At 67.7% G+C, this 15,232-nt stretch carries 12 protein-coding genes; 4 read left to right on the top strand and 8 right to left on the bottom strand.

Annotation, left to right across the window (positions count from 1 at the left end):
• Window positions 1–82 precede the first annotated feature (82 nt).
• The 4 genes from OO71_RS49300 to OO71_RS29180 all read right to left on the bottom strand — a co-directional run bounded on the left by OO71_RS49300 (window position 83) and on the right by OO71_RS29180 (window position 5,231).
• A complete protein-coding gene (locus tag OO71_RS49300) occupies window positions 83–442 on the bottom strand; it encodes a DUF2510 domain-containing protein (protein WP_245633811.1) in 360 nt (119 codons plus the stop codon).
• Window positions 443–677: 235 nt separating this feature from the next.
• Window positions 678–1,667, bottom strand: a complete 990-nt coding sequence (locus OO71_RS29190; RefSeq protein ID WP_033293132.1) for a C40 family peptidase — start codon at window positions 1,665–1,667, stop codon at window positions 678–680.
• 7 nt (window positions 1,668–1,674) lie between these two features.
• Complete coding sequence (locus OO71_RS29185) at window positions 1,675–2,697, bottom strand: replication-relaxation family protein (RefSeq protein ID WP_033293131.1); 1,023 nt, start codon at window positions 2,695–2,697, stop codon at window positions 1,675–1,677.
• Between the two features lie 32 nt (window positions 2,698–2,729).
• A complete protein-coding gene (locus OO71_RS29180; RefSeq protein ID WP_051792435.1) occupies window positions 2,730–5,231 on the bottom strand; it encodes a type IV secretory system conjugative DNA transfer family protein in 2,502 nt (833 codons plus the stop codon).
• 63 nt (window positions 5,232–5,294) lie between these two features.
• On the opposite strand from OO71_RS29180, the gene OO71_RS29175 reads away from it, so the two are divergent.
• From OO71_RS29175 to OO71_RS29160, 4 genes are all read left to right on the top strand, one after another.
• Window positions 5,295–6,659 carry a tyrosine-type recombinase/integrase gene (locus OO71_RS29175; RefSeq protein ID WP_245633810.1) on the top strand — a complete coding sequence of 455 codons (1,365 nt, stop codon included), beginning with the start codon at window positions 5,295–5,297 and terminating at the stop codon, window positions 6,657–6,659.
• A 13-nt stretch (window positions 6,660–6,672) separates the two neighbouring features.
• Window positions 6,673–6,984, top strand: a complete 312-nt coding sequence (locus OO71_RS29170; protein WP_033293130.1) for a helix-turn-helix domain-containing protein — start codon at window positions 6,673–6,675, stop codon at window positions 6,982–6,984.
• Between the two features lie 269 nt (window positions 6,985–7,253).
• The gene (locus OO71_RS29165; protein ID WP_245633809.1) at window positions 7,254–8,750 is read left to right on the top strand and encodes a site-specific integrase; all 1,497 of its coding nucleotides are present in this window, start codon (window positions 7,254–7,256) and stop codon (window positions 8,748–8,750) included.
• A 120-nt stretch (window positions 8,751–8,870) separates the two neighbouring features.
• Window positions 8,871–9,935 carry a DUF3644 domain-containing protein gene (locus tag OO71_RS29160; RefSeq protein ID WP_033293128.1) on the top strand — a complete coding sequence of 355 codons (1,065 nt, stop codon included), beginning with the start codon at window positions 8,871–8,873 and terminating at the stop codon, window positions 9,933–9,935.
• A gap of 56 nt (window positions 9,936–9,991) precedes the next feature.
• Here OO71_RS29160 and OO71_RS29155 read toward each other — a convergent pair whose 3' ends face one another.
• From OO71_RS29155 to OO71_RS29140, 4 genes are read right to left on the bottom strand one after another with little or no spacing between them, the layout of a single operon-like run.
• Entirely contained in the window at window positions 9,992–11,806 is a 1,815-nt protein-coding gene (locus OO71_RS29155) for a VirB4 family type IV secretion system protein (protein ID WP_033293127.1), read from the bottom strand.
• On the bottom strand, window positions 11,803–12,921 hold the full coding sequence (locus OO71_RS29150; RefSeq protein WP_033293126.1) for a PrgI family protein: 1,119 nt from the start codon (window positions 12,919–12,921) through the stop codon (window positions 11,803–11,805). Before OO71_RS29150 ends, OO71_RS29155 begins: the two co-directional genes overlap by 4 nt.
• A complete protein-coding gene (locus OO71_RS29145; RefSeq protein ID WP_211260628.1) occupies window positions 12,918–14,894 on the bottom strand; it encodes a TrbL/VirB6 family protein in 1,977 nt (658 codons plus the stop codon). The genes OO71_RS29150 and OO71_RS29145 overlap by 4 nt, the downstream gene beginning before the upstream one ends.
• A complete protein-coding gene (locus OO71_RS29140) occupies window positions 14,887–15,216 on the bottom strand; it encodes a pilin (RefSeq protein ID WP_051792433.1) in 330 nt (109 codons plus the stop codon). Before OO71_RS29140 ends, OO71_RS29145 begins: the two co-directional genes overlap by 8 nt.
• Window positions 15,217–15,232: the final 16 nt, after the last annotated feature.

Here is a 15,232-nt window from a genome sequence, read left to right as displayed (position 1 = left end):
CTACACGGCCACCGAACCAGCCCTCTATGAGACACCGGGGCGTGTGGCGTGGTACGCCGAAGCTCGCGGTGCCGGTTCGCGACTAGTTGGCGGGAGAGTAGGACGGCGTCCACTGCGCGCCGTCCCACCACTGCAACTGACCGGGCTGGTTCGGCGACGGATACCAGCCGGGAGATGGTGTTACGGGAGTCGGCGGCGGGACAGGCACCGGTTCCTGAGCTGGCACCGGCGTTACCACCTCGACCGGCAGGGCTTCACCGGTGACGCCGTGCAGGGATTTCTTGTGTCCACACGCGCGGCAGTTGCCGGTGAACGCCTGGACGGCAGCGACGGAACCCATCGTCATGACGTTCGCCGTCAGCTTCCCGAGCTTCCTCCCGGCCTCCGCCGCAGCCGAGTTGTTGCAGCGCTTGCAGTCCCGGCAGCCAGTCTGAACGCGCATCGAACAATCCTCCGTCTTCAGTCACATCGGACTCGTGTCGATCAAGAAATCTGTTACAGCGGGTAGTTAGCCGTGATGCACGCCACGAACGGCACGCTTGTTGCCTTCAACTACGCGGACCTCGCTCTCGGCATGCTGAGCCGAAGGGGCCCAGGCATCCAAGCTGCAGCGTCTCGGTGGATAGGCAGTTGACCGTCGCCGACCGAGGCACCAAGGCGGGTTCGATCCCCGCTTGTCACGGCAGGAGCCGCACACCACCGGCGTACTCGCCTAGGTTGACCGGCTCGACCCGGACGAAGGTGCCGGATTCGTAGGCGTTGATCATCTGTCCGTCGCCGAGGTAAATGCCGACGTGGTGGATTCTCCCCGGGCTGTAGAAGACCAGGTCGGCGGGCCGTAGCGCAGCCAGTCCGGCCGACTTGGCAATCCGGGTGCCCAACGCAAACTGGGCTTGGCTTTGGTGGGGCAGCGAAATGCCAACCTGGGCGTAGGCGAACAGAGTGAGACCGCTGCAGTCGAAACCCACTTTGGCGTAGTCACCGTGCTGGTCGGCGACGCCACCGTCGCGGATGCCGCGGCTCGGTCCAGCCGCTGTGCCGCCACCCCAGGCGTAGGTCACTCCGAGCTGAGACCATGCCGCATCGATTACTTGCTTCGCCCGTCCGCTTGCTGCAGTTGGCGCAGCTCCGGGGGCGCAGGTTGCTCCGAGGACGGCGCCGACGATCTGGCGGGCGGCCTGTTCGTATTTTGCGTAGCGGTCGGGAAATCCTGACCGCTGAACGTGTTGGGCTGCTGCTGCAACGCTCATGTTCTGCCAGTCCGGTACCGTCATGAGGCGTCGGTAGAACATCTCGCTGCTGAAGGCCGGGTTCATGATCTGAGCAACGCTGCCCCAGCCTTGCGAGGGTCGTTGCTGGAACAGGCCTATGCTGTCGCGGTCGCCGTGGTCGAGGTTCTGCAGTTGCGACTCAGTGATCGCCGCGTCGACCGCGACGACCATGCCCTGCGGGGGCACGTTCATGCGCTTGCCCACAGCGACAATCGTCGCCGCGTTGACCATCTGCTCTGGGCCGTAGCCGGCTGCGGATGTTGCTGTCGCTCCGGCTGGGGCGCAATTCTCACCGGAGCTCTCGAATACGGCTTGGACGACAGCGATGGTGCCGCCGCCGATGAGGAGGATGAGCACGCCGACGAGGACGGCGGCGGTCGTGGCGATCCTACCCATCGCGGCATCACCGCCCCGCTGGAGCGGGCGGAGGCATCGGCGACGGCGGCGCTACCTCGACACGTCCGGCCGCGGCTGGCGCGGGCCGTGGCTCGCTCAGGGGTGGCGACGCAGGTAACTCTGGCCACAGCACGGGCAACTCGGTCAGTCGCACCCGTCCGGTGGTGCGGGTGTCTTCGACCCGCCGCCAGCGGGGCGCGGCCATGTCGAGCGGATCGTCGGTCGTCTCGCCGCTGGTAGTAGCCACCGGTACGCGATCAGGCCGGTTGAGCGCGCGCAGTGCGTCGGCGAAGGCGCGACGTGCGTTGGCCTCGCGGGCGGCGGTCGGCAGCCACACCAGCACGGGTGTGGTGATTCCGGTGTTCTCGGCGAGGCGTTCGTAGCGGGCCAGTTTCCGCGCCAGCCGTGTCAGTGTTTCGGTGCCGAAGTCGAACTCGATGAACCACTCGATGTCCCGGTCGGCTTCGCGCCAGCGGCCGTAGCCGTCTGGGGTGACGATGTCGCCCCAGTGCCGCCCGCATCGGGCTGCCGACCACCAGGTCGTCAGCGCGCCAGTGGTGCCGGGCTGGAGTGCCCGGTGGATCAGGGCGGTGAACAGGCCGTTGCAACCGACGGTGTGCGCCAGCTGCAGGGAGAACGCTCGTCCGATCTCGCGTTCCCGGTTGTAGCCCAGTTCCCTGGGGTCGATGCCGTCTTCGCGGGCGAGTGCGACGGCTCCGGCGGTGTCGAGGACGTAGTGCATGGGGTGTGAGCCGCGGTCTCGGTGCGGTTGGAACCGGTGTACGACGCCCCATTGATACAGATTGCGCAGGCGAAGGTTGGCAGCTCGGCGGCTGGGGAAGGCGATGTCGATGATCTGGGTGCTGGTGAGGACGTGGTGCTCGAACAGCATCCGGCAGAGCCATCGGTCACGGGCGGTGAGGTGTCCGGCCAGCCACGCGTGGTGTTCGGCGGTGTTGAGCACGCGTGGTGCGGGACGTTGCGGCCGGTGTGAGCGCAGTTCTCGCTGCGGGGTGGGGTTGCTGATCATGATGTCGGGTACCTCCAGAACACGGCTGCGGGTCAGGCTGCGCGACGGGGATCGGCCAGCGCGGGACGGTCGTCCTCGGCTGGTTCCTGCGCGCGCGGGGGCTGGGTGTTGACCAGGGCGAGGCGGCGGATCTTCTTGGCGCGTCCGGGAATTGCCGGTGGAAGCTTCTCGGTGACTGCGGTGAATGGGGGTGCTTCCTCGCTGTCGAGTACCAGTCGTGCGGCGATGTGGAATCGGCCAAGATTGGCGAGGTCGTGTTCGGAGAGCCGGGGTGCGGTGTGCCGGGCGAGGTCGTGGGCATCTTCGGGTGAGGCGGAGAAGATGATTTTCGAGCGGGCGTTGGTGGAGATGCCTTCCTCCAGTTCGCGGGGTAGCTGCCGTAGGTACTGGTGGGCCAGGGTCATCGACATCCGGTAGCCGCGCGCCTCGGCGAGCATGTCCTCCATGGGGTAGGCGAGGTTCAGGAAGTTGTGGCATTCGTCGATGTAGAGGGAGGCATCCTGTCGTTCGCGTTGCGGTATCCGCGCGCGTCTGGTTGCGGCTTGCCAGGTTCGGGCCACCACGATTGACCCGATCAGCCGTGCGGTGTCGAGGCCGAGTGCGTCCTTGCCCAGCCGCACTAGGCAGATTCCGCCGTCGAGTACGGCGTCCATGTCCACTGTGGATTCTCCACCGGCGAGGGAGGCTCGCACGAAGGGGCGTAGCAGGAGGCCGCGGAGCTTGTTCATCAGCGGCGCGACGACCTGCGCGCGGCTGGCGTCGGACAGGTCGTCGTACCAGCGCCAGAACCCGATGAGGACGTCGTCGGAGAGCTGTTCGACGGCGCGCTGCCGGAACGCCGGCACGGTCAGCAGCTTCGGCAGGTCGGTCAGTGTTGGTGTGCCGGGTAGCTGGCGCAGGGTCAGGAGTCCGGATCGCAGGATGTCCTCGGTTCGTGGGCCCCAGCTGGAGGCGTACACGTGGGAGAAGATCGACACCAGGTTGTCGACGGTCCGCGCGGTGTCGTCGCCCTCGAGCGGGTTGAGTACCGGCGGGCGGGAGCGGCTGTCGGCGTCGAAGAGAATGACCTTCTCTCCCAGCCGGGTGGGGAGGCGCATCAGGGTGTCGGCGACCAGGTCGCCTTTGGGGTCGATGACGACCAGGCCGCGGCCGGCTTCGGCATCGTCGAGGATCATCCGTGCCATCAGCTCGGATTTGCCGGAACCCGTCGCTCCGAGGATGTGGATGTGGTGGCGTGCATCGGCTATGCGTAGCCCCACTGGGCGCGGGTGTCCGGAGTCGGTGATCCCGATCGGCTTCACTCCGGCGCCTTCGGTGGCGATGCCGGGTGGTGGCGGGACGGCTTTGGCGCCGGCGCGCTGCAGCCCGGGGATAGCCTCGTCGGTCGGGATGTGGGCAAGCGCGGCCAGTTCGCCGATCGAGAGCAGATCGCCTGAGGTGAGGCGGCGTTCGGCGACGGCGCGGACTGGGTGTGCGAGCCGGACGCGGCGGTAGTAGTTGTGCTCGCTGTAGGCCGCGAACGCACTGGCGATGGCATGGCCACGTCCGCGAAGATGCTCGCGCACCCGATCCAGCTCCACGGCGGCTGCGTGCTCGTCGACCAGTGTGGCCACGGCGTACCGGATCCGGGTTTCGTATTGGGAGCCGCGCTGTTTGGCCACGATGACCCGGTCCTGCGCGGAGTTTTCGAGCGCGGTCTGGTGGTCGGTGACCGGCTTCTTCGTGGTCGTGCTGGGCTTGCGTGCACCGGTGTGTGGGGTCATCAGGTCCAGGAGCCGACCGGCCAGCCGGGTCGAGCTACCGGCGCGGACGCGGCGCGCGGCCCGTCGAGCTTTCCGGACGCGTGCGCCGGTGACGGGTCGCGCGAGGATCTGGACCACCGCGCGTTCGTGCATGGCCAGCCCGACCGGCGCGCCCAGCAACGCCCGCGCCGGATCGGTCGGGAACTCGGACCGGATCGGCAAGGCCTCGCTGCGGGCGAGACGCAGTTCACCACCCGCAGCTTCGACGTTTTTCCCTGGCGGGCTGGACAGGGGGATCGGTGGTTTGGCTGGGGCTGTGCGGGTGTGCGCGCCGGGCCACGCGGCCTCGACGGCGCGTTCGGCCATCCCGGGCGGCACGACGCCGGGGAGCCACAACCGCAGGGCGACTCCGGTGTGGGAGAACACGTACTCCCACACGACGTGCGGCTGGCCATGTACCCGTCGCTTCCATCCGGGGCGGAGCAGCCCGACCAGGTTGGAATACAACGCTCCTGCACCATCCGGATCCACCGTGGGCGGGGCCAGCACGGTGATCACTCGGGCATCGACGGCCATCCGGCCATGGCATCGCCGTGTCCACCAGCGGCGTCCAGCTATGACGGCGGTCATTGCGAGCACGAGTGCCGGACCGATGACCGGTCCCCATGACACCGCGATGTCACGCAACCCAGCGAGAACCGTGTGCACGACGGCGCCGGGGTTGCGCAGGTAATCCTGCAGCGGCGAGGCGAGCACTCCGATTCGGGCACCGAGATACACAGCGGGCAGCATCAGAAACCCTTCTCGTGCACGGCAAATTCGAACTGAGACGGGGCGCTATGCGGCTATGTCGACGTGACCGTCAGCGTCCGTGGCGAGAGCCATCTCACCCAGGTCCACGAACGAGCTGGCGTCGGTGGCGGATTCCTGCTCGACAGCGGACAACTCGGCCGGATCAGTTGCTGGAAGTTCCAGACGTTCATGTTGACCGTCCGTTGTGTCCGGACGCTGCTGCTCAGGCCAGGTGGGGTGGCGTCGACGTCTTTGGATATCCGACACGCCGTCGGGATTTCCGACGGAACGCCGGGGTTCGTGAGCTATCGTCAGGTTCGGCCGACTGAGGGGTCGGTCGCGGAGGTGCTCATGGCGCTGGCGGTGGTTCGGTCCCTCGATGCACCGCGCAAGCTGGGCACGACGCAGGAGCTGGAGGACTTCGAGCAGGAACTGGTCGACCAGTATCTGCTGGCCGCGCTGGGTGCAGGGCTCGGCGATAGCGTGGTGGGCAACGACCGGGCTGTGCTGTTCGAGTTCATGCGGTTCCTCGGGCGTCCGATCTGGACGGCCCAGCCGCACGACGCGGATCGTTTCCTTACTCACCAACGTAAAGACCTGGGTCGGGCCCGCACCACGGTGCAACAGAAAGCTTGGGCGATCGGTCACTTCTTCGATTTCCTGATCACCCGCTACCAGGGCGATGTCCACAAGCTGACCGGGTGCGTGGTCAGGCAGCCGATCGATGAGTACAACCGGCCGGCCAAGGCCGACTACGGCCAGCCACGTATCCCGCCCTCGGACGAGGAAGTCGAGCACCTGTTCAGTTCGTGGCGGGATTCGCTGGAACACAAACGGAAATTCCTGATCGCGGCGCGGGACTATCTGGCGGCGTCGTTGTGGCGTCGGGCGGGCTTGCGGATCCGCGAGACCTACATGCTCGACATCCGGGACTGGCGCCGCGATCTGGGCGAGTTCGGCAAGCTGCACGTCCGGTTCGGCAAGGGCAGCCGCGGCCGCGGCGCGAAGACCCGGCTGGTCCCGGCGATCAACCAGGTCGCTGAGCTGCTGGACTGGTGGCTGATCGACGTCCGGCACCAGTTCGGCGACGATTGGCAGGACCCGGACGCGCCGCTGCTGCCGAGCGAACGCGACGACCCGCACACCGGCTGCTACCGCCGAGCCTGCGACCAGGCTCTGCGCGACGGTCTGGGCGCAGCCACCGCGCGATGGCTGCCGGATTGGGGCGGCCGCCTGACACCGCACACGTTGCGGCACTACTGCGCCTCGTCGTTGTATGCGCGCGGCATGGACCTCAAGGCAATACAAGACATTTTGGGCCACGAATGGCTGTCCACGACGACCCGCTACATCCACGTCCAGGACGACCATGTCGAACATGCCTGGACGGTGGCCAACCAGCGAGTCGCGGCCCGGCTCGGGCAGTAGGAGGAGCACGAGAATGCGGTGGAATCTGCGGATGAAAGCAGCCGAGCAGGGCATCTGGAAGTCCACCGAGATGCGCCGACGGCTGGCCGAGGCTGGGCTGGAGGTCAGCGCGGGAAAGATGTCCGCGCTGTGGACGACCACACCGACCACGATCCGCCTCGACGACCTGGACGTGATCTGCGCGGTGCTGCAGTGCAACCCGGATGACTTGCTGGTCTGCGAGCCGGAGCAGGTCGCAGCCCGCAAGCCGCCGCGGGCCGAGACAGGCACCGGCGCGCCAGTCACACCGCGGCTGGGCCGGCATCGATCAGTGCCGCCAGCATGACCGGCCGCCCGCGCCGCTGCCAGGTGTGCGGGGTGCGCCCACCGGCGATGCGCGAGGTCCCCTTCTGCTTCGACTGCTGGCCTGGCGGGCCGGTCACGCCACCGCCCTGCCGGAAATGCGGGTCCACAAAGGACTACTACACGTCCGGGTTGTGCGCCCGCTGCCACACCCACGCGCCCGGCGAACGCTCGCCGGTATGGCGACTTCCCGGCCCGCTCGCGCCTGCGGTCGTCGTGGTGGATTCCTGCCCGGACTGCCACGCCTGGGGCGTGACCGGTACCTACGGCTGGCTGTGCTCGGCCTGCCGCTCCTGGCGCGAAACCCACCACCACGTCGACGCATGCCGCACCTGCGGACAGCAGGTCGCCCTGGACGACCAGGGATCGTGCCGATTGTGCCGCAAGACCCGCAGCCTGCTCGCCCACGACCTCGGGAAACGGACCAGCGTGGTTGGGCTCGCCGACGCCAACCGGCATGGCCAGCAGCTGTTCTTCGCTGGCATGTGGCACCGCGAAGGACACGGAACCCGCCCCTACATCAAGAAGACCGTCCCACCCGACCTCTCGCTGCTGCAACCGGTCCGCTACCAGCAACTGGTGCTGTGGCAGTTGCCGCGCGACCTGGAATCCGGGCTGCGCCTCGGATTCCCGCCGCCACCCGACCCAGCGCGGGAGGCAGCATGGCGCCAGTTCATCCGGGAATTCTCCCACCAACACGGCTGGGGCATCAACGTCACCGAACGCACCCAGCGCGCGATCCGCATGCTGCTGGGAATGCAAGACACCCCGGGCGCGGCGATCCGTGCCAGCGACGTGCTGCCCATGTCGCGCATCCGCCACCCGGTTCGCCCGGTGCTCGACGTGCTCGCCGCTGCCGGCATGCTCGCCGACGACCGAATCCCCGCTGTCGTGCGCTGGTTCACCGTCCAGACCAGCACCCTGCCCGACGAGATGCGCCGCGAGCTGACGGTGTGGTTCGACATCGCCCGCAAAGGCAGCACCATTCCGCCCCGGTTCCGGCCGCGCTCCGAACGCACCGTCCGGACGCAACTGTCCTTCGCCCTGCCCACCCTTCGTAGCTGGGCCCATGAGCACACCTCGCTGCGCGAGATCGGCCGCAACGACGTCCTCGCCGCCCTGCCACCCAGTGGCGCGCCGCGATCGTGCACCCTGCAAGGACTGCGGTCGATCTTCCGGGTGCTCAAGGCTCGGCAGCTCACCTTCGTCAACCCGACAGCCCGCATCAGCGTCCCCAACCCGCACCCGCAGGCGCCTGGACCGATCGACTTGTCCGCGCTGCGTGCCGCCCTGGACTCCGAGGACCCGACTCGTGTCGCGCTCGCAGCACTGCTGGCCTTCCACGCCGTCCGCATCCGGCAACTCTGCGCCCTGCGCCTGGCCGACCTGCGCGACGGGCGGCTGCACGTCGAGGACCGCGTCATCCCGCTCGCGGTCCCGGTGCGGCTGCGGTTGACCGCCTACCTGACCTGCCGGCAACGGGCCTGGCCCAACACCGCCAACCCGCACCTGTTCATCCACTACCGCAACGCCAACACCACCAGCGCGGTCACCCCGTACTGGATCGGCAAGCGCCTCGGCATGAGCGCCCAATCCATCCGCCAGGACCGCATCCTCGACGAAGCCCACGCCAGCAACGGCGACGTCCGTCTGATCTGCGACCTGTTCGGCCTCTCCGTCGCCGGTGCCTACCGCTACACCGCAACCGTCGATCGCCCCGGCATCGCCGATTACGAAACAGCACCATAAGGATGCCGGGCTGAAACACATGCGGCTGTCAGCGCGACTACACCCGGCACCGATGCGCCACGAGGGCGGGGAGAAGCGATGAAGCTCAAGCAGTAGAGCCGGGTACTCCGAGGCAAGGCGTTGGCATCCCTCACCAGTGCGGTCGAAGCCTTCAATTCTCCCCATGACAACGGTCGGACAACCCGTGTGCTGCTGCACTTGCAACACGCGTTCGAGATGCTGCTCAAAGCCGCTCTCGTCCAAACAGGCGAGAAGAACATCTTCGATCGGGAGACCGGCCGGTCGATCGGTTTCAAGGGCTGTCTTGGACTCGCCGCCACCAATCTCACCGTCAAGCTCGGCGACGTGGAAGCTGGTACTCTGCGAGCCATCAACGCAATGCGCGACGACGAGCAGCATTGGTTCAACGTAGTTCCAGAGCAGTTGCTCTACCTGCACGCCCGCGCCGGAATTACGCTGTTCGACGAACTCTTGCAGCGAGTTTTTACCGAGCGACTGGCCGCACACCTGCCAACACGCGTTCTGCCCCTGTCGGTGGATCCACCTCGTGACCTCGCGATCGTCCTTGACGAGGAATACAGCCAAATCGCCGCGCTGCTCAAGCCAGGTCGCCGCGCCGGATACGATGCCCGGGCCCGCATCCGCACCCTCCTCGCCATGGAAGCGCATGTCACGCCGGATACCCAGGTGTCCAACAGCGATGTCGAACGCGTCGTGAACGGCATCCGACGAGGAGACCCGCGTGCTGCCGTCTTCCCTCGGCTGGAAGACATAGGCACCGCCGTCGACGGAAACGGCATCACCATTACAGTGCATTTCACCCAGAAGCAGGGCGCACCAGTTCGCTATGTCGCAGACGAGTCTGCGCCCGCCGCAGCGATACGCCAAATTGACCTGCAACGGAAGTTCCACCGATCGGCGACGGAGCTCGCAGAGGCGCTGAGGCTGACACGCGTTCGAAGCCGCGCCCTGCGGGAGCACCTGGGAATCGACAGCGACGACACCTGTCGCTACGACTTCGTGTTTGGATCGCAACGACATCCCCGATACTCCGACAACGCCTACACAAAGATGCGTGAAGCCACCCGGTCCCTCGACATGGAGGCGGTCTGGCAAGCGCACAAGTCCCAGAGGCCCTCGACAAGCCGGGCCGCTTGCGCAGTCCCAGGTTGCCAAGTCACCTGATTCGTCACGAGCGATCACAGACGAAGTTCGCGAACTCCGGATGGCGAGTACCCTCATCACAGCTCCACCCACCCGGAGTTCGTTCCGGAATCCTGAAGAGTTGCCAGGAACTTCGGGTCTGTAGTGATGAGCGCATTTTCCTGCGGAGAAGCCAGAGATTGAAACGCGACGCGCTGCGTGCCAGTGCTCAAGAGTCCTTGGCCCTTGTCCGCGGAAATCAGGAACTGCTTCTCGCCCTCGGACAGGTTGAAGGTCGCCACGATCTCGTCGATTGCTTGCGGCGCTTGCCGTAGGAGGATCTGGGTCGCGGCGTTGGCGATGATCGCCTTGCCCAGGTCGGTGCCGAGGACGTCGCCGACGTCTTGGGTTGCGATCGTCAAGCCTGCCCAGTGTTTCCGGGCCGCTTTGGCCATCCGGTGCAGAAACCGGGCTCCGGCCGGGTCCTGCATGAGCAGCCAGGCTTCGTCGACCGTGATCAGGCGTGGGCGTCGGATGGCCGGGTTGGATACCCGCCGCCATACCGTGTCCAATGTCAGCAGAGTGCCGATCGGGCGGAGTTCGTCGGGCAGATCGCGGAGACTGAATACGGTCAGGTGCCCCTCGGGCCGGGTCGTGGTCGGCCCAGCAAGCATCGTCGAGAACGCGCCTTCGACGAACGGGTGCAGCCGGGCGCTGAGGTCCGTCGCGACCGAGTCTCCCTCGGCGGCCAGGACGGCGGAGAGATCGGCGAGCAGCGGAGCCTGCCGACCCCAGCTGCGTGGGTCACTGGTGATCCCCGCTCGGTGGTAGGTGGCGAGGATGGCCCGGTCGAGTACGGCTCGCTGCTGTGCGGACAGTCCAGTACCGAGCAGGACACCCACGACGGTGTGCAGAAACAGTGCCCGTCGGGTCAGCGCGTCTTTGGGTGCGGTGCGGCGCCCGTCCGGGCGGACCGAGATCGGCAGGTCGAATGGGTTGATGCGGACGTCGGCGTCGCCGAGGTGGAGGTACGTGCCGCCGATCGCTTCGCAGAGCCGTCGGTATTCGTCCTCCGGGTCGATGATGGAGACTTCGACGCCGCGGTAGAGGCTGCGCAGGGTCTCCAGCTTGACCAGGTACGACTTGCCTGCACCGGATCGTCCGAGAACGGCGCTGTTGTAATTGTCCGCATTGAAGCGGTCCCAATGCACCAACCCCTGGCTGCCGACATTGAACCCGTACAGCACACCGGCCGGGGCGGCGACGCTGGTCGGGTCGGCAGGCGGGAGATCCGGTGAGGTGAACGGAAATGCGGCGGCGAGAGCGCTGGTGTCGAAGGTACGGCGCATCCCGATGAGGTCCAGAGCCAACGGCAGGGTGGATACCCAGCCCTGCAACGATCGGTAGGTGGTCGGCTGGGCGTTCATCAGCAGCGACGCCGCGAGCGCGCGCACCGCGGCGACCTGTTCGACGAGGTCGGGTTCGCTGCTGGCGTGCACGGTGAGGTAGAGCCCAAGCCGGTAGAGCTTGCCTTCGCCGCGGGCGACGCGGGCAGACAGGTCGTAGGCGTCCTCGGTGGCGGCCTCGACCATCGGGTCCAGCAGGCGCCCCTTCTCCGAGGTGCGGCGCCGTCCTGACTCCAATTTGGACAGCTGACGCTTGAGCCGATTGGCGGCTGTCACCGGGTCGATGGGTTCGATGTGCAGCGAGACATCGACACGGCCGGGATAGGACAGCAGCGGCTGCAACCATCCCGCATGCACTTCACGGGGGTAGCCAGTGATAGCGAACGAGGCGACCCATTCGCCACCGATCTCCAGGTGCCGGGGCGCGACCGACAGGGAGTCCGGGGTGAAGGCACTGGCCCGGCCCGGCAGGGATTCACGGCGGGTGCGACGGAATTTCGTGATCACAGGTCACCGCTCTCCCACTCGTCGAGCGCAGTCGGTTCTGGCAACGCGCGGTGATCGGGCTCCGGTCGGCGCGGTTCGTCGAGGAGGTCCGGGCCGGCGGTGGTGATGACCTCGTCGGCGCCGGCCAATCCTGCTGATGGAGGGATCAGGCTGTCCGGATTGCACGCGGTGGCCAGGACAGCGGTGGCCTGACCCGCGTCCAGCGGCGTGACAGTGATCCCGGCCGGGGCCAGCAGTTCGGTTGCTTCTCCCAACCGCCGCACGAGCCTGGTCTCGGCGGAGCGTCGTGCGGTGTCGGTGATCTCCGCAGTCCGGCCACGCTGAGCGCGCAGCGCGGCGAGTGGGGAGGCGCCGCCGAGCCCGTCGGGCGGGCCCGCTGCGCGAACTGGTTCGCGCAGCACCAGCAGAACTTGGCGACGCAGCAGATCGGTGGAGCGGCGCAACTGGTCGAGGTAGCTTGCATGCTCCCGCGCAGCGGCTTCCAGTAACGGGTGCGGCAAGCCGGGGGCAGCTTCGCGCAGATCGCTGATCTGCCGGCTCAGGTCCAGCCGTTCCGCTCGGACAAGCACCTGCACCGGCGCGGAGATCGAGTGCAGATACCGGCCGAACGAGGCGACCAGCGCTTCCTGCTCGCCGGGCGTGCGCAGTGCGAAGTTCACGGTGCTGGCTACCGCGACCATCGCGACCCCGTCCGCGCCGAGATCCACGACACCGGCCTCGGTGACCCCTTCCGCGGGCAGCCGCAGCGCTGCCGGAGACACGTCAGCAGGGCTCGCACCGCCGGCGGCGTTGGTCAGCCATCGCGGCGCCGCCCGCACTCCTTCGGGCGCGGCGACCCGGTGGCGGGGTTGCAGCCGCTGGCGGACGGCCGCAAGCAGGAGCCGGTCCAAGCTCACGCCGTCACGCTGACCCAACGCCAGTACCGCCGCCGCGACCCCGACCGGAACCGCGACGATCAGGAAAACCGGCAGTGGCACCACCCCGCGCGCGGCCAGCCACACGCCGTAGAGCACGATCCCAGTCCCCGCGAGGATCGCCAACTGCCGGACGGTGAGATTGGCCAGGACACGATCCTCGCGATCGACATCCGAGGGAATGCGGACAGGCTGGGTCATGACTTGTCACCTCCACGCGGCGGGGCTTTCGGTGGTGGGGCGGGCGGCCGGAACGCGATTGGCGGCACTGCCGGGGTGCGCTTCCGGGCGTCTCCGAGTCGAGGCTCCGGATGGGCGGCCCGGAATTCCGGCGCTCGCGGTGGCGTCGTCGCCGGCCGGACCGGCCGGGATACGTCGGCGGGTCCCGATGCAGGCGGCTGGAACTTCAAATGCGGTGGGACCGCAGCCACGGCAACCGGACGCGCGGGCGCAGTGCCGGTACGGCGCGGTGCGTTGGGAGCTTGGAAGCGAGGCTTCGCGGCGGTCCGCTTGCCGCGCCGCCCTGCGGGCGGTCGTACGGGCGTCGCGGGCGTGGGCGCGGCACTGAATTCCGACAGGGCTTGTCCAAGGGCCGCGGGTCCGACAGCAGGGTCGTGGGTGGTGTCCTGCGGCGCGGGCTGAAGAAACTCGGGCCGCTGCGACGGTGGGCGGGGCTGGCGGGCCGCGCGGGCGCGGTCAGCGTCGTAGGCCGCCTGGAGCCGCTGGTTGATGGTCTGCGGAGTCGATGCGATGCGCGGTTGCGGAGGCCGGGGCGGACCGGGGGCAGCAGCGCTACCGCGGCCTCCGCCGCCACGAGTGACGGTCTTGCCGAGCTGGCCGGATTTGCCCGCGACGGCACCGAACGTTTTTGCCGCAACGAGGGTCTTGATGAGGCTTCCTAGGAAGGAACGGCCGTTGCCGAGCTTGGCGGCCGAGAGAAACCAGGACGGGATCTTGAACAGGATGAAGAACAGCGCGATCGCGGCGAGGATCATCCCGACCGCGGACAGCTGCGACCCGAACAGGTGCACCGCGCCGTTCAAGATGGTCCGCACGGCCGTGATCAGCACGAGAGACTGAGCGACCTGGATCGCCAGCGTCGCGCCGAACGCCTTCCACCACCACCGGGCGATACCGTCGGTGTGCGGCAGGCAATGACACATCAGGAACAGCGGCCCGGTGATGATCAGGAGCAAGGTGACCACCACCCGTACCGCGTACACGAGAACCAGGCCCAGTCCGGCGACCGCGAGGGCAAGCGCCAGCAGGATCATGAAGATCCCACCCGACTGCGCTCCCTCGATCGCGTCCTTGAGTGTCGGTCCGAGCGACGGCGGGTTCACTCCACCGCCGAGGACCGCCAGCGACAGCGCGTTGGCCAGCCGGATCAGCTTCTCGGCGAAGAACAACGAGAGCGCCGAGGCGAGGAAGCCGACGGGAATCCGCGGGCCGATCTCCTTCAACGAGTACCGGTTCTGCACCGACTCGTGCGCCATCACCACGATCCCGGCGACCAGGATCAGCATCCCGTAGCAGGCAAGGACGATCTCCCACGAGCTGTTCCACAACTCGCCGATACCCGGCAGCTCTTCGATGGTCGGAGTACTCAACACGGTGCTGCCGAGCAGTTCCAGAACCGGGGCCAGCGCCGCGTTGACCAGATCCTTGAACACCGCGTTGATCGCCTTCGCGATACAGCCGGTGATGTTCGTGATTCCGCAGTCCGGCTCGCTGTTGGCCGGGTTGGTTCCGCCGGGTTGCTGCCCGGTGGTCGGCGGGCCGGTGGGCTGCGGGATGCAGTCCTCACCGGTGCACTGTGCGCTGGGAGGCGGGGCCTGGCCACCGGGCGTGCACCCGAGCTGCCCGGGAAAGCAACTCGGCGGTGGCGGCACCTCGGTGACCGGAGGCGGCGGTGTCGTCGGCACGGGCGGGCGTGGCGAGCCGGTGGGCAAATGACACGACGGGTCCGGCGAATCCGGCGGGCAGACGCTGCCGGTCGGATTGCCAGGCAGCGGCAGCACCGGTGGCTGCTGCGCCTGAGCTGCCTGCTGGGCATCGCCCTGCCCGGGCGAGGCCCACGCACCGACCACGAGCACACCGCTGAGCACCACTGTCAGCCCCAGCACGACCAGCCACCACAACCTCCGCCGTGGCATGGCCACCACGTCAGGCACCGACAATCCCGCGCAGGATCTCGACCACGAGCGGCGCCAGCGCGGCGAGACCAAAACCCCAGCCCGCCGACTTGAACGACTGCTTCGCTTTCTCGACCTCGCCCGGATCGCCGGAAGCCATCAGGTACCGGACACCGCCGATAGTGAGGAACACCGTCGCCAGACCGGCCAGGATCCCGGTGAGCCAGTCCCGGATGTGGTCGAATACTTCGCTGACGCTCTTGGCGAATGCGAGAACCTGCGTCGATGCCTGAGCCGAATCGCTGCCGAGCACGCTGAACAGGACCGCGCCGACAACAGCCGCGGCGAGAGACCGGGACACACGAGGCCGCAGAAAG

This window comes from Amycolatopsis jejuensis (genome assembly GCF_000717335.1).
Lineage (GTDB): Bacteria > Actinomycetota > Actinomycetes > Mycobacteriales > Pseudonocardiaceae > Amycolatopsis > Amycolatopsis jejuensis.
The sequence above is the reverse complement of the archived record's forward strand: the minus strand, read 5'-3'. Positions and strand labels throughout refer to the sequence as shown.